At 70.4% G+C, this 17911-nt stretch carries 24 protein-coding genes; 12 read left to right on the top strand and 12 right to left on the bottom strand.

What is annotated here, in order from left to right; genetic code table 11:
* Nucleotides 1-159 precede the first annotated feature (159 nt).
* Genes F0U44_RS11485 through F0U44_RS11455 form a run of 7 tightly spaced genes read right to left on the bottom strand, consistent with a single transcriptional unit; the run spans nt 160 to nt 6104 of the window.
* A complete protein-coding gene (locus F0U44_RS11485; RefSeq protein ID WP_149728411.1) occupies nt 160-873 on the bottom strand; it encodes a hypothetical protein in 714 nt (237 codons plus the stop codon).
* Nucleotides 870-1802, bottom strand: a complete 933-nt coding sequence (locus F0U44_RS11480) for a vWA domain-containing protein (protein WP_149728410.1) — start codon at nt 1800-1802, stop codon at nt 870-872. Before F0U44_RS11480 ends, F0U44_RS11485 begins: the two co-directional genes overlap by 4 nt.
* A complete protein-coding gene (locus F0U44_RS11475; RefSeq protein ID WP_149728409.1) occupies nt 1778-2845 on the bottom strand; it encodes a vWA domain-containing protein in 1068 nt (355 codons plus the stop codon). The genes F0U44_RS11480 and F0U44_RS11475 overlap by 25 nt, the downstream gene beginning before the upstream one ends.
* The gene (locus tag F0U44_RS11470; RefSeq protein WP_149728408.1) at nt 2836-3336 is read right to left on the bottom strand and encodes a hypothetical protein; all 501 of its coding nucleotides are present in this window, start codon (nt 3334-3336) and stop codon (nt 2836-2838) included. Before F0U44_RS11470 ends, F0U44_RS11475 begins: the two co-directional genes overlap by 10 nt.
* A complete protein-coding gene (locus F0U44_RS11465) occupies nt 3320-4210 on the bottom strand; it encodes a DUF58 domain-containing protein (RefSeq protein ID WP_149728407.1) in 891 nt (296 codons plus the stop codon). The genes F0U44_RS11470 and F0U44_RS11465 overlap by 17 nt, the downstream gene beginning before the upstream one ends.
* Before the next feature lie 13 nt (nt 4211-4223).
* Entirely contained in the window at nt 4224-5243 is a 1020-nt protein-coding gene (locus tag F0U44_RS11460; protein ID WP_149728406.1) for an AAA family ATPase, read from the bottom strand.
* Between the two features lie 30 nt (nt 5244-5273).
* Complete coding sequence (locus F0U44_RS11455) at nt 5274-6104, bottom strand: RDD family protein (RefSeq protein WP_149728405.1); 831 nt, start codon at nt 6102-6104, stop codon at nt 5274-5276.
* Nucleotides 6105-6134: 30 nt separating this feature from the next.
* On the opposite strand from F0U44_RS11455, the gene F0U44_RS11450 reads away from it, so the two are divergent.
* Nucleotides 6135-7139 (top strand): stage II sporulation protein M, encoded by a 1005-nt coding sequence (locus F0U44_RS11450; protein ID WP_246160423.1) that lies wholly within the window; start codon nt 6135-6137, stop codon nt 7137-7139.
* A 30-nt stretch (nt 7140-7169) separates the two neighbouring features.
* Here F0U44_RS11450 and F0U44_RS11445 read toward each other — a convergent pair whose 3' ends face one another.
* From F0U44_RS11445 to F0U44_RS11425, 5 genes are read right to left on the bottom strand one after another with little or no spacing between them, the layout of a single operon-like run.
* The gene (locus tag F0U44_RS11445; protein ID WP_149728404.1) at nt 7170-8471 is read right to left on the bottom strand and encodes a DUF58 domain-containing protein; all 1302 of its coding nucleotides are present in this window, start codon (nt 8469-8471) and stop codon (nt 7170-7172) included.
* A gap of 13 nt (nt 8472-8484) precedes the next feature.
* Nucleotides 8485-9477: an AAA family ATPase gene (locus tag F0U44_RS11440; RefSeq protein WP_149728403.1), complete on the bottom strand. Its 993-nt coding sequence runs from the start codon at nt 9475-9477 to the stop codon at nt 8485-8487.
* Nucleotides 9474-10580 carry a DUF4350 domain-containing protein gene (locus tag F0U44_RS11435; protein ID WP_149728402.1) on the bottom strand — a complete coding sequence of 369 codons (1107 nt, stop codon included), beginning with the start codon at nt 10578-10580 and terminating at the stop codon, nt 9474-9476. Before F0U44_RS11435 ends, F0U44_RS11440 begins: the two co-directional genes overlap by 4 nt.
* Nucleotides 10577-11230 (bottom strand): DUF4129 domain-containing protein, encoded by a 654-nt coding sequence (locus tag F0U44_RS11430; protein WP_149728401.1) that lies wholly within the window; start codon nt 11228-11230, stop codon nt 10577-10579. Before F0U44_RS11430 ends, F0U44_RS11435 begins: the two co-directional genes overlap by 4 nt.
* On the bottom strand, nt 11227-12318 hold the full coding sequence (locus tag F0U44_RS11425) for a hypothetical protein (RefSeq protein WP_149728400.1): 1092 nt from the start codon (nt 12316-12318) through the stop codon (nt 11227-11229). The genes F0U44_RS11430 and F0U44_RS11425 overlap by 4 nt, the downstream gene beginning before the upstream one ends.
* A gap of 349 nt (nt 12319-12667) precedes the next feature.
* Here F0U44_RS11425 and rpsJ point away from each other — a divergent pair, with 349 nt between their 5' ends.
* Genes rpsJ through rpsQ form a run of 11 tightly spaced genes read left to right on the top strand, consistent with a single transcriptional unit; the run spans nt 12668 to nt 17858 of the window.
* Nucleotides 12668-12976, top strand: a complete 309-nt coding sequence (gene rpsJ / locus F0U44_RS11420; RefSeq protein WP_012923688.1) for a 30S ribosomal protein S10 — start codon at nt 12668-12670, stop codon at nt 12974-12976.
* Between the two features lie 10 nt (nt 12977-12986).
* Nucleotides 12987-13637, top strand: coding sequence for a 50S ribosomal protein L3 (rplC, locus tag F0U44_RS11415; RefSeq protein ID WP_149728399.1), 651 nt, complete (start codon nt 12987-12989; stop codon nt 13635-13637).
* 7 nt (nt 13638-13644) lie between these two features.
* The gene (gene rplD / locus F0U44_RS11410; protein ID WP_149728398.1) at nt 13645-14271 is read left to right on the top strand and encodes a 50S ribosomal protein L4; all 627 of its coding nucleotides are present in this window, start codon (nt 13645-13647) and stop codon (nt 14269-14271) included.
* Nucleotides 14268-14570, top strand: a complete 303-nt coding sequence (rplW, locus tag F0U44_RS11405; RefSeq protein WP_149728397.1) for a 50S ribosomal protein L23 — start codon at nt 14268-14270, stop codon at nt 14568-14570. Before rplD ends, rplW begins: the two co-directional genes overlap by 4 nt.
* Nucleotides 14570-15406, top strand: a complete 837-nt coding sequence (rplB, locus tag F0U44_RS11400; protein WP_149728396.1) for a 50S ribosomal protein L2 — start codon at nt 14570-14572, stop codon at nt 15404-15406. Before rplW ends, rplB begins: the two co-directional genes overlap by 1 nt.
* A gap of 5 nt (nt 15407-15411) precedes the next feature.
* Nucleotides 15412-15693 carry a 30S ribosomal protein S19 gene (gene rpsS / locus F0U44_RS11395; RefSeq protein WP_056708017.1) on the top strand — a complete coding sequence of 94 codons (282 nt, stop codon included), beginning with the start codon at nt 15412-15414 and terminating at the stop codon, nt 15691-15693.
* Nucleotides 15690-16112, top strand: coding sequence for a 50S ribosomal protein L22 (gene rplV / locus F0U44_RS11390; RefSeq protein ID WP_149728395.1), 423 nt, complete (start codon nt 15690-15692; stop codon nt 16110-16112). Before rpsS ends, rplV begins: the two co-directional genes overlap by 4 nt.
* Nucleotides 16112-16930 carry a 30S ribosomal protein S3 gene (gene rpsC, locus F0U44_RS11385; RefSeq protein WP_149728394.1) on the top strand — a complete coding sequence of 273 codons (819 nt, stop codon included), beginning with the start codon at nt 16112-16114 and terminating at the stop codon, nt 16928-16930. The genes rplV and rpsC overlap by 1 nt, the downstream gene beginning before the upstream one ends.
* A 3-nt stretch (nt 16931-16933) precedes the next feature.
* Nucleotides 16934-17353: a 50S ribosomal protein L16 gene (gene rplP, locus F0U44_RS11380; RefSeq protein WP_149728393.1), complete on the top strand. Its 420-nt coding sequence runs from the start codon at nt 16934-16936 to the stop codon at nt 17351-17353.
* Nucleotides 17353-17592 carry a 50S ribosomal protein L29 gene (rpmC, locus tag F0U44_RS11375; protein ID WP_149728392.1) on the top strand — a complete coding sequence of 80 codons (240 nt, stop codon included), beginning with the start codon at nt 17353-17355 and terminating at the stop codon, nt 17590-17592. Before rplP ends, rpmC begins: the two co-directional genes overlap by 1 nt.
* Nucleotides 17589-17858 carry a 30S ribosomal protein S17 gene (gene rpsQ, locus F0U44_RS11370; protein ID WP_149728391.1) on the top strand — a complete coding sequence of 90 codons (270 nt, stop codon included), beginning with the start codon at nt 17589-17591 and terminating at the stop codon, nt 17856-17858. The genes rpmC and rpsQ overlap by 4 nt, the downstream gene beginning before the upstream one ends.
* The last annotated feature ends 53 nt before the right edge of the window (nt 17859-17911 follow it).

Genomic DNA, 17911 nt, shown 5'->3' with positions numbered 1-17911 from the left:
CGCGAGAAGCGCCCCGTGCTGATGGACAAATTGATTCCCCATGCGTTCGGAGGGATGTGACATGGATCTCTAGAACTTGTTCTAGGACCAGTCAAAGAATCAATTACCCGGGGGTTACGGAGGTGAGGCTAACCTTTTACCCGCGACATGATGTCGGGTTTACCAGTGGTACTGCGAGAAGTCCCGGTCGATGTTGGAGTCGTCGTATTCCTGCTGCTCCTCGATCGCGTCGTCGTTGCGCTCCTCGAGGCGGCGCTCCTTGCGCTGCTGCCTGCGCTCCTCGGGGGTCGGGCCGTCGTCTTGCTGGCCGTCCTGCGGGTCCTGCTGGCCGTTCTTGTCGGGCTTGTCGGACTGCTCGCTCTGCTGCTCGAGCTTCTCGCGCAGCCGCTCGTCGACAGCGGCGGCGTCGTCGGTCTGCTCCTGGTCGCCGGCGTCGGTAGGGCAGCCGCCCTCGGCGAGCACGTCGATGCCGGCCTGGTACTGAGCCGTGGCTTCGTCGGTGTTGCTGTCCTCGGCGGCCGCGTCGCCCAGGCTCTCGTGCGCCAGGGAGGCGTTGATCCGCACCGAGCACTCCTGCTTGCGCGGCACGTCGGCGAGCGCCTTCTCGTAGAGCACGAGTGCGCCCGCCAGGTCGCCGTCGGCGTGGCGCGCAGCCCCCTCGTCGAACGCGCTCACCCAGGACTCGAACCAGTTCAGGGAGCCGTTCGAGGAGAACTCCCCGGCCGCCGCGAGGTATTCGCCGTCGGTGAAGCTGCTGCGCCCGTCGCGGTCGTGCGACAGCATCACGAGCACCTTGGTCGCGAAGCCGAGCGCGAGGACGAGCGGAACGATGCCCGCCACGACGAGGACCAGTCGGACGCGTGCGCGGGTCATGGCGTGCCCTCCTGTCGGACGGGCTGCAGCGCCGCGTGCGAGGTCCAGAGGGCCCGCCACCACGACCGCAGCTCGACGAGGACCAGAGCGAGGAGGACAAGACCGAACACCCAGGTGAGGTCGTGCTTCGCCGGAGCGCCCGGACCCTCGTCGAGGTCGGCGGCAGCGTCGAACCCGTCGGCGATGCCCGTCATCCCGCCAGGCTGGGTGCGGTGGGCATAGCTGACGCCGAGCTGCTCTGCGATCGCCTCGAGCTCGCCCCCGTCGAAGTGGGAGATCGCGTCCTCGCCCGTCTCCTGGTCGTAGACGAAGCCCTCGTCGCCCGAGAGGTCTGCGGCCGCGGGCATCTTCGCGCCGTCCTCGGTGCCGTAGCCGAGCACGATGCCGCCGTCGACGAGATCCTCCAGGCCGTCGTACGACGCCGGCTCGGCGCCGTCGGTGTTCTCGCCGTCGCTGACGAAGACCACGATGCGGCGGCGGTCGGGGTGCTGCTCGTCGGCACGCTGGAGCACCGACTGCATCGCCGTCATCGGCCGGTCGGTGGAGGAGCCGGTGCCGTCGAACGGGCCTTCCAGGCGGAGGGTGTCGACCGCCGTCGCGAAGGTGGAGGTGTCGCTGGTGAAGGGGAGCTCCAGGGTCGCGACGCCCCCGAAGGTCATCAGCGCGAAGCGGGAGCCGGGGAGTGCATCGGCCAGGTCGACGAGGTCGCGCTTCACGCCGTCGATCCGCGGGCGGCCGTCGTAGTCGAGTGCCGCCATCGACCGGGTGCGGTCGACGACCACGAGCACGTCGATGTCGGTGACCCCGGTCGGAGCCGCCCGGGTGCCGAATCCAGGCTGCCAGAGCACGACCAGGAGGGCGATGAGGATGCCGACCCGGCGGGCGACGACCAGCGCGATCCCGCTCATCGGGTGCTCCGCTCGACCCATGCGATGGCGCCTTGCGCGGCCCAGACGAGGAGGAGGAGCAGGACCCCGATTCCGGCGACGACCTGGCCCGTGCGCGGCTCGTCGACCTTCTGCACGAGCGGCGGCTTCTGGAGCCGCTCCGCCTTGAGGTCGTCGATGCGATCGACGACGTCGGCCGCCGACCCGTCGGTGCCGAGATCCGCGAAGCTTCCGCCCGTGCGGTCGGCCACCGCCTGGAGTCCGGCGATGTCGCCGTCGCGATCGGGCTCGCCCGGATTGGCGATCACGTGGACGGCGACATCACGCTCAGCGGCGTAGTCGGCGGCCTCCTCCAGGTTGAAGACGCCCTTGCCGCGCTGTTCGCCGTCGGTCGCGAAGATCACCGCCCGCCCACGCTTCTTCTCGCTCTTGCCGAGGAGGTCGAACCGCTGGACGCAGGACACGAGTCCGTCGGCGACGAGGGAGGACTGGTTGTCGCGGTTCTCGCTCCACGTGCCGGCGGTGTAGTCGTCGAACTCCTGGGTCGGCAGGATCTCGCTCCACCCGGCGAACGCCTGCTCGGCCTCGTCGAGACGGTCGAGGACGAAGCCGTAGTCGTCGGTGAGCGGGAACTTGGTGATCGCCGCGTTGTTCCAGACCGTGAGCCCGATGCGCTCGCCCTGGAGGCCCCGGACGATGTCGCGCAGCTCCTGGATGACGGCGACGTTCCACGGCGCGGTCGAGCCGGAGGCGTCGAGGCAGAGCATGATGTCGCGCGCGGAGTCGTTGCGCTCCATGACCTGGGTGTCCTGCACGCGACCGCCGAGCAGGATGCCGCCCGCGCAGGCCACGAGCGCGGCGAAGGACCCGAGCGCGCCGAAGAGCTGGCGGCGCTGCACGAGGGCGCGGTAGCGGGGAAGCGAGCGCAGCCGCGCGGCGTGAGCGACGTAGGCCGCACCGGTCGGAGTGCGGCGCGACCAGACCCGCACCCAGGCGACCAGGAGCCCGACGACCAGCAGCACGAGCACGGCCACGAGCCACGGCCACCGCAGCGCGCTCTCGCTCGTCGTCCAGCTCAGCTCCACGACGACACCAGGCGCCTCGCGTGGGCGACGGCCTCGGCGAAGCGCTCCTGCGCCTCGCCCACCTCGTCGGGGGCGAACTCGGGGGGATACATCAGCTCGATCGCCTCAGTGAGCTGTCGCGACGACTGCCGCCGGAAGTCCGCCAGGGTCATCGTGGGGGCGGGAAGGTGGGTCACCAGGCCGACGTAGGACCGGACGGTCTCGCTCAGCTGTTGGTGGCCGTCGCGGGCCGTCGCGTGGCCGGACCGGACGTCGGCCTCGATCCGGTCGATGCGGTCGAGGTGCTCCTGCTGAGCGCCGGGGGAGTCGGTGGCGACCCACGCGATGCCGGGCACGCTCTGCTCGCGGGTGAACCACACGACGGCGAGGTAGTAGAGACCGACGGCCACCAGCCCGAGCAGGGCCAACCAGATCCACCGGTCGCCGTAGGCCACCGGGTCGTTGAACTCCTTCGGGAGCTCGGCCAACATCAACTCAGCGGCGGCGGGCATGGCGGTGCCTCTCCAGCATGCGGAACACCGCGGCGATCGCGGAGTCGGTGTCGCGGATCTGCTCGTGCACGATGCCGAGCTGGTCGAGCCGGCGACGCAGCTGGTTCTCCTCGCCGGTCACCAGGGCGGCGTACTCCTCCTGCAGCTGGGGGTCGCCGCGCAGCCAGTCGGGCACCTCGGCGCCCGCGTCGATGTCGACCAGTCGCCGGGGCGCGCCGTCGACGAGCGTCGGGTCGAGGTCGCCGATGGTCAAGAAGAGCACCTCGTGCTGGGCCGTCAGCCGGCGCAGCGACTCGGCCAGCTCGTCGGAGATCCGGGTCTCGTCGGAGACGACGACCAGGATGCCGCGGCGACGGATGGCCTTCGCGGTGTAGTCGAGCACCCCGCGCAGGTCGCTCGGTGCCGCGTCGGGCGTGATCGCCTCGTGGACGAGCCCGAGCAGGCGCTCCAGGTAGAGCTCGCCACCGTCGGGCGGCCGCGCGTGCTGGCGTCGCGCGTCGCCGTGGACGAGGCAGACGAGGTCGCCGTGCCGCACGGCGAGGTAGCCCATCACCCCGGTGACGAAGACCGCCAGCTCGCGCTTGTCGTGTTGCGCGTCGTTCATCGCGGCCATGCTGCGACCGGTCGAGACGGCGAAGATGATCGTGTGCTTGCGCTCGGCGACGTAGCGGCGCACGAGAAGGGTCCGGCTCCGGGCTGACGCCTTCCAGTCGATGTCCTTCACGTCGTCGCCGCGGACGTATTCACGCAGGTCGTTGAAGTCGATGCCGCGGCCGACCTGGATGGCGGCGTACTCGCCCTGGAGCAACCCGCGCACCTTGCGGTGGGCGTGGATGGAGAGGCGGGTCTTGACCCGGGTCAGGTGGGCGGCCATCGGACCAGCCGGCCTACGGTGTCGGTACGGCGCGGAAGACCGCGTCGATGATGCTCTCGGGCTGCACCCGGTCGGCCAGCGCCTCGAAGCTCAGGTGGATGCGGTGCCGCAGCACGGCGTGCCGCAGCTCGCGCACGTCCTCGGGGATGACGTAGTGACGGCCCTGCACGACCGCCATGGCCCGCGCCGCCTGGAAGAACGCGATGCTGCCGCGGGGACTCGCGCCGATCTCGACGTAGCCGCCGAGGTCGGCGCCGAGGAGCTGGTCGACGTGGCGCGTGGCGCGGACCAGCGAGACGACGTAGCGCCGGATCGCCGGGTCGACGTAGACGCGCCGGACCAGTGCCTGCAGCTCGACGACGTCGGCCAACGTGGCGACCGGCTCGACCCGGTCGGCGTGCTGGCCGAGCGTGTCGTCGCCGATCCGGTCGAGCACCATCAGCTCGTCGGCTTCCTCGGGGTAGTCGACGACCTCCTTGAGGAGGAAGCGGTCCATCTGCGCGTGGGGGATGACGTAGGTGCCCTCCTCCTCGATGGGGTTCTGGGTCGCGAGCACCATGAACGGCCTCGGCAGTGGGTGGATCGTGCCGGCGATCGAGGTCTGCCGCTCCTGCATCGCCTCGAGCATCGCCGACTGGGTCTTCGCGCTCGCCCGGTTGATCTCGTCGAGCAGCACGAAGTGGGCGTGCACCGGGCCGAGCTGGGTCTCGAACTCGTGGTTGCGGGGGTCGTAGACCTGGGTGCCGATGATGTCGCTCGGCAACAGGTCGGGGGTGCACTGGATGCGCGAGAAGTCCGCGCTCACCGCCTGCGCCAGCGTCGAGGCGGCGAGCGTCTTCGCCAGGCCCGGCACCGACTCCAGCAGGATGTGGCCCTCGGAGAGCAGCGTCACGAGCAGCGCCGTGCGCACCTTCTCCTGGCCGACCACGCGGCTCGAGAAGGCCGCGGATATGCGGTCGACCGCTTCGGTCGCGCGGGCCACGTCGGTGGCGGTGAGCGGTGTGCTCGGCTCTGCAGTCCCCAGGGTGTTCATCGCCGGACAACTTACCTGGGTGCCGGTCAGCTAGTCCCGGCTTGCGAGGCGTTGGCGGAGCTCGTCGTCGCGGCGCAGCCGCGCCAGATCACGGTCGCGGCGCTCGGCGATCACGGCGCCGAGCACCAGCTCGACGGGGGCGTCGGCGGGCGGCAGCGGGGCGACGTAGCGCCGTACGTCCTCGAGCAGGTCGGTCCCCACCCGGTGCCGGGTCGCGGGGTCGAGCGTCGGGAGGCGCGCGATGTATTGCCGCACCGCGAGGGCGAGCCCGGTCGGGAGCGTGGCGACGTCGGCGGTGCGTGCCCACTGGGCGAGCTGGGGCGGCATGGGCGGTGGCATCGGCAGGCGCAAGCCGACCCGGTCGCGGATGACGTAGGTGCCGGCGGCGAGGTCGCCCAGCCGCTTGCCGCGGTGGTTGACCAACATCGAGAAGAAGGCCAGCGCGCCGGAGGCGAGGTAGATCTCGACGAAGCCGATCAGGGCTCGCACGACGGCGTGGTGGAAGGAGATCGGCCCGGCGTCGTCGCGCACCGTGCGCAACCCCATCGCCAGCTTGCCCAGCGACCGGCCGCGGGTCAGCGTCTCCAACGTCGTCGGGAACACCACGAAGGTGAGGATGATCGCGACGACGAGCGCCAGGGCGATCAGGTCGTCGGAGCCGCGCGCGGTCGCGATGACCAGCACGAAGAGGGAGACGAGGAACAGCACCACGGTCGCGACGGCGTCGATCAGGCCCGAGGTGAGCCGCAGCCCGAGGCTGGCCGGCGGCAGGTCGAGGGCGACGCCCTCGCCGGTGACGAGGTCGTCGGTCGTGATCGTCGCGAACTCCACCTGAGGGGTGGGCGCGGGCTGTGTCGACATCGCCGCGATCGTACGACGTAGTCTGCACGCGTGCCGCGCATCGACCTCGACGCCTACGTCGTCGCGCACTCGCGCGAGTGGGCCCGGCTCGAGGAGCTGGTCAACCGGCGGCGGCGCACCGGCGCCGAGAGCGACGAGCTCGTCGACCGCTATCAGCAGGTCGCCACGCACCTCTCGCTGATCCGGACGTCGGCGCCGGACGCGCAGGTCATCGCCTACCTCTCGTCCCTGCTGGCCAAGGCCCGGATCTCGATGCTGGGCGCGCGGGTGCTCAGCTGGCGAGCGTTCGTCGGGTTCTTCACCCAGCAGTTCCCCGCCGCGCTCTACCGGATGCGCTACTGGTGGCTGGGCAGCACGGCGGTCAACGTCCTCGTGATCGGCGTGCTGATGTGGTGGTTCCTCGACCACCCGCAGGTCGAGCAGACCCTGATCTCTCCGAAGGAGATCGACTCGTTGGTCAACCACGACTTCGAGGACTACTACAGCTCCGGACCGGCCCAGGACTTCGCCGGCCACGTGTGGATCAACAACGCCTGGGTGGCGGCTCAGTGCATCGCGCTCGGGATCACCGGCGTCGGCGTGATCTATGCGCTCTACGCCACGATCCTCAACCTCGCGGTCATCGGCTCGATCATGATGCGCCACGACCGGGGCGACCTGTTCTGGGGCCTGATCCTCCCGCACGGCCTGCTCGAGTTGACCGCCGTCTTCGTCGCCGCGGGGGTGGGCCTGCGGCTGTTCTGGTCGTGGATCGCTCCGGGCGACCTCGGTCGGGGCGCGGCGCTCGCCCACGCCGGACGTACGGCGATCACCTGCGCGCTCGGACTCGTCGCCGTGCTCTTCGTGAGCGGCGTGATCGAGGGCTTCGTGACGCCCTCACCTCTGCCCACCTGGGCGCGAATCGGGATCGGCGTGCTCGCCGAGATCGGGTTCCTCGCTTACGTCTTCATCGTCGGCAGGCACGCCGCCGCGGCCGGCCACACCGGTGACATCAACGCCGACCTCCTCGAGGACCGGGTCGCCACCGCTGGCTAGAGCCGCCGCTGGCTCAGAGCCGCCGCTGGCTCAGAGCAACCCTTGCGCCTTGAGCATCAAGTAGTGGTCGGCCAGTGCGGGCGGCAGCCGCTCGGCGTCGGCGTCGACCACCTGGACCCCGAGCCGTTGCAGGACCTCGGACGTCCAGTCGCGCCGCCGCAGCTCCTGCTCGGCGGCCGCGGCACCGTAGACCTCGTCGAGGGTGTCGCGCTGGTCGGCGAGCAGGTTGAGCTCGGGGTCGCGGACCGACGCGATGACCACCCGGTGGTGCTGGGTCAGCGCGGGCAGGATCGGGAGCAGCCCGTGCTGGATCGCGGAGGGCTCCACCGGGGTCAGGAGCACGACGAGCGCGCGCTGCTTCCCGAATCCCTGGATCGCGCCGGCGAGGGTGTCCCAGTCCGCCTCGGCGATGACCGGTTCGAGCTCGGCCATCGACTCCTGGAGCCGGAGGGCGATGTCGCGCGCCCCTGCCGAGCGCAAGCGGGCGCGGACCCGGTGGTCACCGGCGACGAAGTCGACCCGGTCGCCGGCCCGGGCGGCGAGGGCCGCAAGCAGGAGTGCGGCGTCCATGGCGGCATCGAGCCGCGGCACGCCGTCGGCGCCGCCGACCCGCCCCGCCGCCGTACGCCCGGTGTCGAGGACGAGGACCACGCGCCGGTCGCGCTCAGGCTGCCACGTGCGGACGACGACGTGGGGAGTGCGGGCGGACGCGCGCCAGTCGATGGATCGGACGTCGTCGCCGCGGACGTATTCACGCAGGGAGTCGAACTCGGTGCCCTGGCCGCGGATCCGTACGGCAGCGCGACCGTCGAGCTCGCGCAGCCGCGCGAGCCGTGAGGGCAGGTGCTTGCGGGACTCGAACGGCGGCAGTGAGCGCACCGAGCCCGCCACGTCGTAGGTGTGCTGCTTGGCGGCCAGGTGGAGAGGGCCCCAGGAGCGGACGGTCACGCCGAAGGCGCGCAGGTCACCCCGTCGCCACGGCCGTAGCGGCGTACGGAGGACCTGGCGGTCCCCGGCGCCGAGGGTGAGCCGGTGCCGGTTGTCCGTCGCGCCTGCGGTCGGCTGCCAGGCGTCGCGGACCTGGAGCCGCAGCGCGCGCCGCCCCTCGTTGGTGAGCGTGAGCCGCGACTCGGCCGGGTCGCCGAGGCGGACCGTGCCGGGAGGTCGTCGGGTGATCCCGGCAGCCGCCGACGTGGGAGCCAGCAGCAGGTCGGCGGCGACGAGCAGCGCGACGGCGAGCAGCCACAGCACGACGGTGCCGCCGGAGGGCCGCAGCACGACAGCCACGACACCCAGCAGCACCAGCAGCGGCACCCGACCGGAGATCACCATGACGAGCGCCCCACTAGCGGGGGACCGGCACCGAGCCGAGGGCCGAGGACAGCACCTTCGCCACGTCGACGCCCTCGAGCTCGGCCTCGGGACGCAGGCCGAGCCGGTGGACGAGGGCAGCGTGGGCGAGCGCCTTGACGTCGTCGGGAGTCACGAAGTCGCGCCCCGAGAGCCAGGCCCACGCCCGCGCAGCGCGGAGCAGCGCGGTGGCGCCTCGGGGGCTCACGCCGAGCGAGAGGGACGGGGACTCACGGGTGGCGCGGGCGATGTCGACGATGTAGGTCGCCACCTCGGGGGCGACCTGCACCTGCTTGACCGCCGCCTGCGCGGCCTCGATGTCGGCGCCGGAGGCGACGGCACGTACGCCGGCGGCCGCCACGTCCCGCGGGTCGAAACCCGCTGCGTGGCGGGTGAGGATCGCGATTTCGTCGGTGCGCGGCGGCACCGGCAGCACGACCTTAAGCAGGAACCGGTCGAGCTGCGCCTCGGGGAGGGGGTAGGTGCCCTCGTACTCGACCGGGTTCTGGGTCGCGGCGACGAGGAACGGGCGGGGGAGCGGCCGCGTCACGCCGTCGGCGGAGACCTGACCCTCCTCCATCGCCTCGAGCAGCGCCGACTGCGTCTTGGGAGGCGTCCGGTTGATCTCGTCGGTGAGCAGCAGGTTGGTGAAGACGGGGCCCTCGCGGAAGGACAGTTGGCCGCCCTGGCCGCCCGTGCTATCGATGACGAGCGAGCCGGTGATGTCGCCGGGCATCAGGTCGGGGGTGAACTGCACCCGCCGGGTCTCCACCGAGAGCGTCGCCGCGAGGGTGCGGACGAGCAGCGTCTTCGCCGTACCGGGGACGCCCTCCATCAAGACGTGCCCGCCGCACAGGAGCGCGACCAGCAGCCCGGAGACGGCGGCGTCCTGGCCGACGACGGCCTTGCCCACCTCGTGACGTACGGCGAGCAGCCGCTCCCGCAGGGCGTCGTGCTCGCTGGCGCTGTGAGTGGTCGTTTCGGTCATCCGCGGCGTACCTCCGTGTCGAGCTGCGTGAGAGTCTGCGCCAGTCCGACCAGGTCCTGGTCGTGCAGGGGCGCAGGGGCATGGTGGGCGAGGAGAGCACCGATCTCGTCCTCGCGGCGGCCGACGTGCCGCGCGACGGCGGTGATCACCTCGGCCTCGGTGGCGCCGCGGCCGAGCCGCAGGTGCTCGGCCAGTCGGCGGCGGGCCGCGGAGCGCAGGGCCGACGTCGCGTAGGCGCGGTCGTCGACCTGTCGGTAGAGCCGGCCGCGGCTGCGCGTCGTCTCCACGGCGCGGACGACCACGGGAAGCGGCTCGACGGCGAGCCGCCCGAGCCGGCGGCCCCGCCACCACATGACGGCGACGATCGCGAAGAAGCCCAGCCACAGCGACGGCACCAGCCACCGCGGGGCGAACGACCACAGGCTCACGGTCTCGTCGGCCGCGGCGTCGTCGAAGGTCGGGAGGTACCAGACCAGCCGGTCGTGGGTGCCTAGCAGGCGCAGGGCGACGGCGGCGTTGTCGCCGCGCAGGACCTGGTCGTTGGTCAGCGCCTGGTCGGCGCCGAAGTAGGTCGTCTCCCCTGGCCCGCGGGCCAGGACGTAGCCGCCGCGGCTCGCGAAGCAGCCGGTCGAGGTGGCGTAGGCCTCCGCGCGGTCGACGGTCAGCGTGAGGCCGTCGAACCGGTCGTCGGCGCAGTCCCCGGTGGTCTCATCAGCCGCGATCGAGGTGTCGAGCCCGGTCTGGACGGCATCGAGCAGGTAGGGCGGCGGCTGGACCAGGACGACCTCGGCGCCGCGGGTGTCACGCTGCAGCCGGTCCAGGGTGCTCGGCGCGAGCTGGTCGGTGCCGGTCACCAGCACGGTGGTGCCGTCGCCGGCACCGGCCGCGTGGAGCTCGTCGGCCGACCTTGCGACGTCGACCTCGACGCCCCGGTCCTCGAGCACCCGCGCGAGCGCCTGGGCGCCGTCGGGATCGGGGTTGTCCGGGTCGAGCGGGCGGGTGCGGCTCTGGTCGCCGCTGCTGGCCCAGATGGAGATGGTGATCGCCACCAGCACGGCGGTGACGACGCCGATCCACAGGCGATGGCGACGGACGAAGCTCATCGCGCCCGCTCCCTGCGCCCGCTCAGCTCGTCATCGAGCGCCAGGACGTCGATCGCCTGCTCGCGGGTGGCGGGGTGGTCGCCGTAGAGGACTGCGTCGAACAGGTCGGCGCTCCGGTCGACGAGGTGGCGCTGCGCCGGGAACTCGCGGCCCAGGGCGGCCGCGAGCTCGTGGGCGGTCGCCTGGGGGAGGTCGTCGACCCGGCCGCGTTCGACCTGCTGCACCGCGAGGGCGCGGTAGGCGTCGACCAGCGCGTCGTCGAAACGCCCTTCCGCGAGCGCCGCCTCGGCCCGAGCGCGCAGCTGGGCCGCGGTGACCGACTCGTCACCGAGGGCGGGCTCCCGCCCGGCCCGGGCCTGCGCCGTACGGCGGGCGCGCGAGGCGAGCATCCCGACGCCCACCACGAGCAGCAGCACCACGAGGATCGCGGCGAAGGTGCCGATCACCGGGAAGTCGGCCGCGGCGCCGGTGCCGTCGTCGAACAGGCGTGAGACCCAGTCGATGATCCGCTCGATCGGGTTGGTCTCGTTGTACTCCGGCTTGGCGAGCTCCTTGCGCAGCCACGACCGGGCCTCCCCGCCGCTCGGGTCGAGCGGTGGGTCGGAGAGGCGCACGGCCGCCATGCCGAGGAGGGAGACCAGGGGAGTCACCGCGGGATCAGCCCGGCCTCGCGCATCAGCTCGACGTCGTAGGCCTCCTTGCGCATGCGCTGGTCGAGGTATTGCAGCGACGTGACCGCGGCCGTGAAGGGCGCGACGAACGCGTTCTGGATGACCAGGGTCACCGCCTGGGTGACCACGAGGATCGCGACGCCCGACTCGATGAAGACGCCCGACAAGATGTTGCCGACCAACGAGACCGGAGTCGTGAGGATGCCGCCCGCGACACTGACGATCACGACGGTGAGCAGGGCGATGCCGAAGACCCGCCACCACGCACCGCGGGTGAGGTTCCAGCAGCGGCCGAAGGCGGCGAAGACCCCGATCGGTTCGAGCACGAGCGCGGGGGTCGCGAGCGACACCAGCTTGACCCACAGCCAGACGTAGAGCGGCACCGCGGCACCGATCAACGCCAGCGACAGCAGGATCGTCGCGAGCACGTCCTGGGTGGCCACCGCGACCAGCACGATCAAGACGATCAGGACCGCGATCGCCAGCAGGCCGATGATGCCGACCAACATCGCCTGGCCGAGCAGGCGCCACCGCTTGCCGAGGGTCGCGGCCCAGGCCTCGGCGAGGGTGAGCTTGCGACCGACGGCCGCGGCGCGGGTGACGTGGGCGATCATGCCGGTCACGAAGATGACGCCGACCTGGGCGGCGTAGATGCCGATGAACAGCGAGCCGAAGGAGCCGAGCAGGCCGAGCGTCTCCGCCGTGCTCGAGCCGTCGTCGAAGCCGCCGCTCGCGTCGAGACCGCTGCCGACGGTGAAGGCGGTCACCGTGCTGACGACGACCGGCAGGACCATCGCGACGGCCGTGACGAGCGCGGCCGCGCCGACCGTCGCCTTCGGGTTGAAGCGGATGATCCTGAAGGCACCGTCGTACATGTCGCCGAGGCTCAACGGGCGCAGGGCGATCGCGCCGGGCTTGTGGGCGGCACCGAGCATCCCGGGCATCGGAGACGCGCTGCGCGGGGGTGGGGGAGGCGGCGGAGGGGCGTACGGCGCACCTGTCGGCGCAGCGCTCGGCTCCTCGGGCAGCGGTGCCCCGGGCGGTGGGTAATGATGTGATCCCGTCATCGCGGGCCATCCTTGCATCCGCCCTCGCCAAGATCGGGTGCGGTCAATTTGGTGCGGTGCCCGGACCTCTGCCAAGATGTCCAGGTTGCTCCGACGGCTACGTCGGGGCGTGGCACATCTTGACTCCTGAATCGGTCTTCCAACGCACGGGGATTCGTCCGCGCGCGGTGAGCCTGCTCGGCGTTGTCATGTGTCACGCCTCGTGAAGATCGATCAGGACAACAGTGGCTCGAATCCCCAGGGAGACGTGCGTGCCGAAAAAGTTGCTTGAAGGCGCGACACGCCCGACCTCGGGGGTCGGAGCGGACCAAGACCGGTTGAGTTGAGACGAGAAGGACGAGAGAGACCTATGGCGGGACAGAAGATCCGCATCAGGCTCAAGGCCTATGACCACGAGGTGATCGACTCCTCGGCGCGGAAGATCGTGGACACCGTTACCCGTACGGGTGCGAAGGTTGCCGGCCCGGTGCCGCTGCCGACCGAGAAGAACGTCTTCTGTGTCATTCGCTCGCCGCACAAGTACAAGGACTCGCGCGAGCACTTCGAGATGCGCACGCACAAGCGCCTCATCGACATCATCGACCCCACGCCGAAGACCGTTGACTCGCTCATGCGTCTCGACCTGCCGGCCGGTGTCGACATCGAGATCAAGCTCTGAGGTAGTTGTCATGACTGTCGAACGCAACGTGAAGGGCCTGCTGGGCACCAAGCTCGGCATGACCCAGCTCTGGGACGAGAACAACCGCATCGTCCCCGTGACCGTGGTCGCCGCGACCACCAATGTGATCACCCAGGTCCGCCAGCCCCAGCCGGACGGCTACAACGCCATCCAGATCGGCTACGGCGAGATCGAGGGTCGCAAGGTCAACCAGCCGCAGGCGGGTCACTTCGCCAAGGCCGGCACGACCCCGCGCCGTCACCTGGTCGAGATCCGCACCGCGGACGCCTCCACCTACACCGTGGGCCAGGAGCTGCCGGTCGACACGTTCGAGGCCGGCCAGGCCATCGACGTGACCGGCACCAGCAAGGGCAAGGGCTTCGCCGGTGTCATGAAGCGTCACGGCTTCGCCGGCGTGAGCGCCTCCCACGGTGCCCACCGCAACCACCGCAAGCCGGGCTCGATCGGCGCCTGCGCCACCCCCGGCCGTGTCTTCAAGGGCATGCGCATGGCGGGTCGGATGGGTAGCGACACGGTCACCACCCAGAACGTCACCGTGCACGCGGTCGACGTCGAGAAGGGCCTGATCCTCCTCAAGGGTGCCGTCCCCGGCCCCAAGGGCGGCGTCGTCGTCCTCCGGACCGCTGCGAAGAAGGGCTGATTTCCCCATGGCCATCAAGACCGTCAAGGTCGATCTCCCCGGCGAGATCTTCGACGTCGAGGTCAGCGTCCCGCTGATCCACCAGGTCGTCGTCGCCCAGCAGGCTGCTGCGCGTCAGGGCACGCACTCCACCAAGTCTCGCGGCGAGGTCCGCGGTGGTGGACGCAAGCCCTACAAGCAGAAGGGCACCGGCCGCGCGCGTCAGGGCTCGACCCGTGCGCCGCAGTTCGCCGGCGGTGGCGTCGTCCACGGCCCGCAGCCGCGTGACTACAGCCAGCGGACCCCCAAGAAGATGAAGGCGGCCGCCCTGCGCGGTGCCCTCACCGACCGGGCCCGCAACGAGCGCATCCACGTGGTGGAGGGCCTGGTGTCCGGCGACAAGCCGTCGACCAAGGTCGCCCTGGCTGCCCTCAAGGGCCTCACCGACCGCAACAACTACCTCGTGGTGCTCGAGCGCACCGACACCATCACCTGGCTGTCGCTGCGCAACGCTCCCGAGGTGCACCTGGTCGCCGTTGACCAGCTGAACACCTACGACGTGCTCGCGAGCGACGACGTGGTCTTCAGCAAGGGCGCTTACGAGGCGTTCGTCTCCGGCACGGCCTACGGCAAGAAGACGGAGGGCGACAAGTGAGCACCCTGCACAAGGACCACCGCGACATCCTGCTCGCGCCGGTGGTGTCGGAGAAGAGCTACAGCCTCCTCGACGCCAACAAGTACACCTTCTTGGTGCACCCCGACGCGAACAAGACCGAGATCAAGATCGCGGTCGAGAAGATCTTCAACGTCAAGGTCACCTCGGTGAACACGCTCAACCGCCAGGGCAAGACGCGCCGCACCAAGTACGGCATCGGCAAGCGCAAGGACACCAAGCGCGCCATCGTCAGCCTGGCCGAGGGTCACCGCATTGACATCTTCGGAGGACCGAACTGATGGCTATCCGTAAGTACAAGCCGACCACCCCGGGCCGTCGTGGCTCCTCGGTGGCCGACTTCGTCGAGATCACCCGGACCACGCCGGAGAAGTCGCTGACGCGTCCGCTGCCCAAGAAGGGCGGCCGCAACAACCAGGGCCGGATCACCACCCGGCACCAGGGCGGCGGTCACAAGCGTGCCTACCGCATCATCGACTTCCGTCGCTACGACAAGGACGGCGTGCCGGCCAAGGTCGCTCACATCGAGTACGACCCCAACCGCACCGCGCGCATCGCGCTGCTGCACTACGCCGACGGCGAGAAGCGCTACATCATCGCGCCCAAGGACGTTGTCCAGGGCCAGCGCATCGAGTCCGGCGTGGGTGCCGACATCAAGCCCGGCAACAACCTGCCGCTGCGCAACATCCCGGTCGGTACCACCATCCACTGCGTGGAGCTGCGTCCCGGCGGCGGTGCCAAGATGGCCCGCTCCGCTGGCAACAGCGCCCAGCTCGTCGCCCGTGAGGGCTCGCACGCCACGCTGCGTCTGCCCTCGGGTGAGATGCGCTACGTCGACGTGCGCTGCCGCGCGACGGTGGGCGAGGTCGGCAACGCCGAGCAGTCCAACATCAACTGGGGCAAGGCCGGCCGCATGCGGTGGAAGGGCAAGCGCCCGACCGTTCGCGGTGTCGTCATGAACCCGGTCGACCACCCGCACGGTGGTGGTGAGGGCAAGACGTCCGGTGGACGCCACCCGGTCTCCCCGTGGGGCAAGCCCGAGGGCCGCACCCGCAGGCGCAAGGCCTCCGACGCCCAGATCATCCGTCGCCGCAAGTCCGGCAAGGGTAGGAAGTAACTGACATGCCTCGCAGCCTGAAGAAGGGCCCCTTCATCGACGGCCACCTCCTCAAGAAGGTGGACGCGGAGAACGACAAGGGCACTCACAACGTCATCAAGACCTGGTCGCGCCGGTCGATGATCATCCCCTCGATGATCGGTCACACCATCGCGGTCCACGACGGTCGTAAGCACGTGCCGGTGTTCGTGTCCGACTCGATGGTCGGCCACAAGCTGGGCGAGTTCGCCCCGACCCGCACCTACCGCGGCCACGTCAAGGAAGACCGGAAGGGGCGTCGTCGATGACTGCCACTGACCGCCAGCGCACGAGCGCGCGTCGCGAATCCGTGCTGGGCGACCAGCCCGGTGCGTTCGCGAGCGCCCGCTACGTCCGCATCACCCCGATGAAGGCCCGCCGGGTCGTCGACATGGTCCGCGGCCTGCCCGTGGCCGAGGCGCAGTCGATCCTGGCCTTCACTCCCCAGGCAGCCGCCAAGACCGTCGGCAAGGTGCTCGACAGCGCCGTGGCCAACGCCGGGACCACCGAGGGCCTGCCCACCGGTGACCTGGTCGTGTCGGTCGCGACCGTCGACGAGGGCCCGACGATGAAGCGTTGGCGTCCGCGTGCGCAGGGCCGGGCCACCCGGATCAACAAGCGCACCAGCCACATCACCATCGCGGTCCAGCCGGCCGACGTCGTCGCCGGGAAGGGCGGTAAGAAGTAATGGGTCAGAAGATCAACCCGAACGGCTTCCGTCTCGGCATCTCGACCGACCACAAGTCGCGTTGGTACGCCGACAAGCTGTACAAGGCATACGTCGGCGAGGACGTCGCGATCCGCAAGCTGCTCTCCAAGGGCATGGAGCGGGCCGGCATCGCCAAGGTCGAGATCGAGCGCACCCGTGACCGGGTCCGCGTCGACATCCACACCGCCCGGCCGGGCATCGTCATCGGCCGCCGCGGCGCGGAGGCCGACCGGATCCGCACCGAGCTCGAGAAGCTCACCGGCAAGCAGGTCCAGCTCAACATCCTCGAGGTCAAGAACCCGGAGATCGACGCTCAGCTCGTCGCTCAGGGTGTGGCCGAGCAGCTGTCGGGCCGTGTCCAGTTCCGCCGTGCGATGCGCAAGGCCATGCAGACCTCGATGCGTTCGGGTGCCAAGGGCATCCGGATCCAGTGCTCGGGCCGCCTCAACGGCGCCGAGATGTCGCGCACCGAGTTCTACCGCGAGGGTCGCGTCCCGCTGCACACGCTGCGCGCCGACATCGACTACGGCTTCTACGAGGCCAAGACCACCTTCGGCCGCATCGGCGTGAAGGTCTGGATCTACAAGGGCGAGGTCGCCGGCACCCGTGCCGAGCGTCAGGCCCAGGCCGCTGCCCGCGCCGGTGTCCCCGGCCGTGGCGGCAGCGGTCGTCCCAGCCGTGGCGGCGACCGTCCGACCCGTGGGTCGCGCGGAGACCGTCCGACCCGCTCGGACCGCGACGGCGCTCCCGCCGCGGAGGCCCCGGCTGCCGAGCCCAGCACCGGAACGGAGTCCTGACCCATGTTGATGCCGCGTCGCGTCAAGCACCGTAAGCAGCACCACCCCAAGCGTCGGGGTGCTGCCAAGGGTGGCACTTCGCTCGCGTTCGGTGACTACGGTATCCAGGCGATCGAGGGTCACTACGTGACCAACCGACAGATCGAGTCCGCTCGTATCGCCATGACCCGCCACATCAAGCGTGGCGGCAAGGTCTGGATCAACATCTACCCGGACCGCCCGCTCACCAAGAAGCCCGCTGAGACCCGCATGGGTTCCGGTAAGGGCTCGCCCGAGTGGTGGGTCGCCAACGTCAAGCCCGGTCGCGTCATGTTCGAGCTGTCCGGTGTCCCGGAGGATGTCGCCCGCGAGGCGATGCGCCGTGCCATCCACAAGCTGCCCATGAAGTGCCGCTTCGTCACCCGAGAGGCTGGGGAGTTCTGATGAGCCAGGACGTCAAGGCCCACGAGCTCGACGAGCTCAACGACATCGACCTCGAGGCCAAGCTGCGCGAGGCCAAGGAGGAGCTGTTCAACCTCCGGTTCCAGGCGGCCACTGGCCAGCTGGAGTCGCACGGTCGGCTTCGCACGGTCAAGAAGGACATCGCCCGGATCTACACCGTGGTGCGCGAGCGCGAGCTCGGCATTCGCACCACGCCGGGCTCGGAGGAGGAGAGCGCATGAGCGACCAGACTGTGGAGCGCAACACGCGCAAGACCCGTGAGGGCCTCGTCGTGAGCGACAAGATGGACAAGACCGTGGTCGTGTCCGTCGAGGACCGCGTCAAGCACGCCCTGTACGGCAAGGTCCTGCGCCGCAACACCCGCCTCAAGGCGCACGACGAGCAGAACGACTGTGGCGTCGGCGACCGGGTCCTGATCATGGAGACCCGCCCGCTGTCCGCCACGAAGCGCTGGCGCGTCGTCGAGATCCTCGAGCGCGCTAAGTAATCCACCGTTCGGCCAGGCTCAGCCCCCGTCGTGGGACTGAGAACCGGCACGAC

The sequence above is a fragment of the Nocardioides humilatus genome, from assembly GCF_008373755.1.
GTDB lineage: Bacteria > Actinomycetota > Actinomycetes > Propionibacteriales > Nocardioidaceae > Nocardioides > Nocardioides humilatus.
This window is presented reverse-complemented; position numbering and strand designations above follow the sequence as displayed.

What these genes read in the sequence shown, in the direction of transcription:
- F0U44_RS11485 (WP_149728411.1), bottom strand. Translation starts at nt 873, where the DNA reads ATGACCCGCGCACGCGTCCGACTGGTCCTCGTCGTGGCGGGCATCGTT.
- F0U44_RS11480 (WP_149728410.1), bottom strand. Translation starts at nt 1,802, where the DNA reads ATGGGTCGAGCGGAGCACCCGATGAGCGGGATCGCGCTGGTCGTCGCC.
- F0U44_RS11470 (WP_149728408.1), bottom strand. Translation starts at nt 3,336, where the DNA reads ATGCCCGCCGCCGCTGAGTTGATGTTGGCCGAGCTCCCGAAGGAGTTC.
- F0U44_RS11465 (WP_149728407.1), bottom strand. Translation starts at nt 4,210, where the DNA reads ATGGCCGCCCACCTGACCCGGGTCAAGACCCGCCTCTCCATCCACGCC.
- F0U44_RS11460 (WP_149728406.1), bottom strand. Translation starts at nt 5,243, where the DNA reads ATGAACACCCTGGGGACTGCAGAGCCGAGCACACCGCTCACCGCCACC.
- F0U44_RS11455 (WP_149728405.1), bottom strand. Translation starts at nt 6,104, where the DNA reads ATGTCGACACAGCCCGCGCCCACCCCTCAGGTGGAGTTCGCGACGATC.
- F0U44_RS11445 (WP_149728404.1), bottom strand. Translation starts at nt 8,471, where the DNA reads ATGGTGATCTCCGGTCGGGTGCCGCTGCTGGTGCTGCTGGGTGTCGTG.
- F0U44_RS11440 (WP_149728403.1), bottom strand. Translation starts at nt 9,477, where the DNA reads ATGACCGAAACGACCACTCACAGCGCCAGCGAGCACGACGCCCTGCGG.
- F0U44_RS11435 (WP_149728402.1), bottom strand. Translation starts at nt 10,580, where the DNA reads ATGAGCTTCGTCCGTCGCCATCGCCTGTGGATCGGCGTCGTCACCGCC.
- F0U44_RS11425 (WP_149728400.1), bottom strand. Translation starts at nt 12,318, where the DNA reads ATGACGGGATCACATCATTACCCACCGCCCGGGGCACCGCTGCCCGAG.
- rpsJ (WP_012923688.1), top strand. Translation starts at nt 12,668, where the DNA reads ATGGCGGGACAGAAGATCCGCATCAGGCTCAAGGCCTATGACCACGAG.
- rplC (WP_149728399.1), top strand. Translation starts at nt 12,987, where the DNA reads ATGACTGTCGAACGCAACGTGAAGGGCCTGCTGGGCACCAAGCTCGGC.
- rplD (WP_149728398.1), top strand. Translation starts at nt 13,645, where the DNA reads ATGGCCATCAAGACCGTCAAGGTCGATCTCCCCGGCGAGATCTTCGAC.
- rplB (WP_149728396.1), top strand. Translation starts at nt 14,570, where the DNA reads ATGGCTATCCGTAAGTACAAGCCGACCACCCCGGGCCGTCGTGGCTCC.
- rpsS (WP_056708017.1), top strand. Translation starts at nt 15,412, where the DNA reads ATGCCTCGCAGCCTGAAGAAGGGCCCCTTCATCGACGGCCACCTCCTC.
- rplV (WP_149728395.1), top strand. Translation starts at nt 15,690, where the DNA reads ATGACTGCCACTGACCGCCAGCGCACGAGCGCGCGTCGCGAATCCGTG.
- rpsC (WP_149728394.1), top strand. Translation starts at nt 16,112, where the DNA reads ATGGGTCAGAAGATCAACCCGAACGGCTTCCGTCTCGGCATCTCGACC.
- rplP (WP_149728393.1), top strand. Translation starts at nt 16,934, where the DNA reads ATGTTGATGCCGCGTCGCGTCAAGCACCGTAAGCAGCACCACCCCAAG.
- rpmC (WP_149728392.1), top strand. Translation starts at nt 17,353, where the DNA reads ATGAGCCAGGACGTCAAGGCCCACGAGCTCGACGAGCTCAACGACATC.
- rpsQ (WP_149728391.1), top strand. Translation starts at nt 17,589, where the DNA reads ATGAGCGACCAGACTGTGGAGCGCAACACGCGCAAGACCCGTGAGGGC.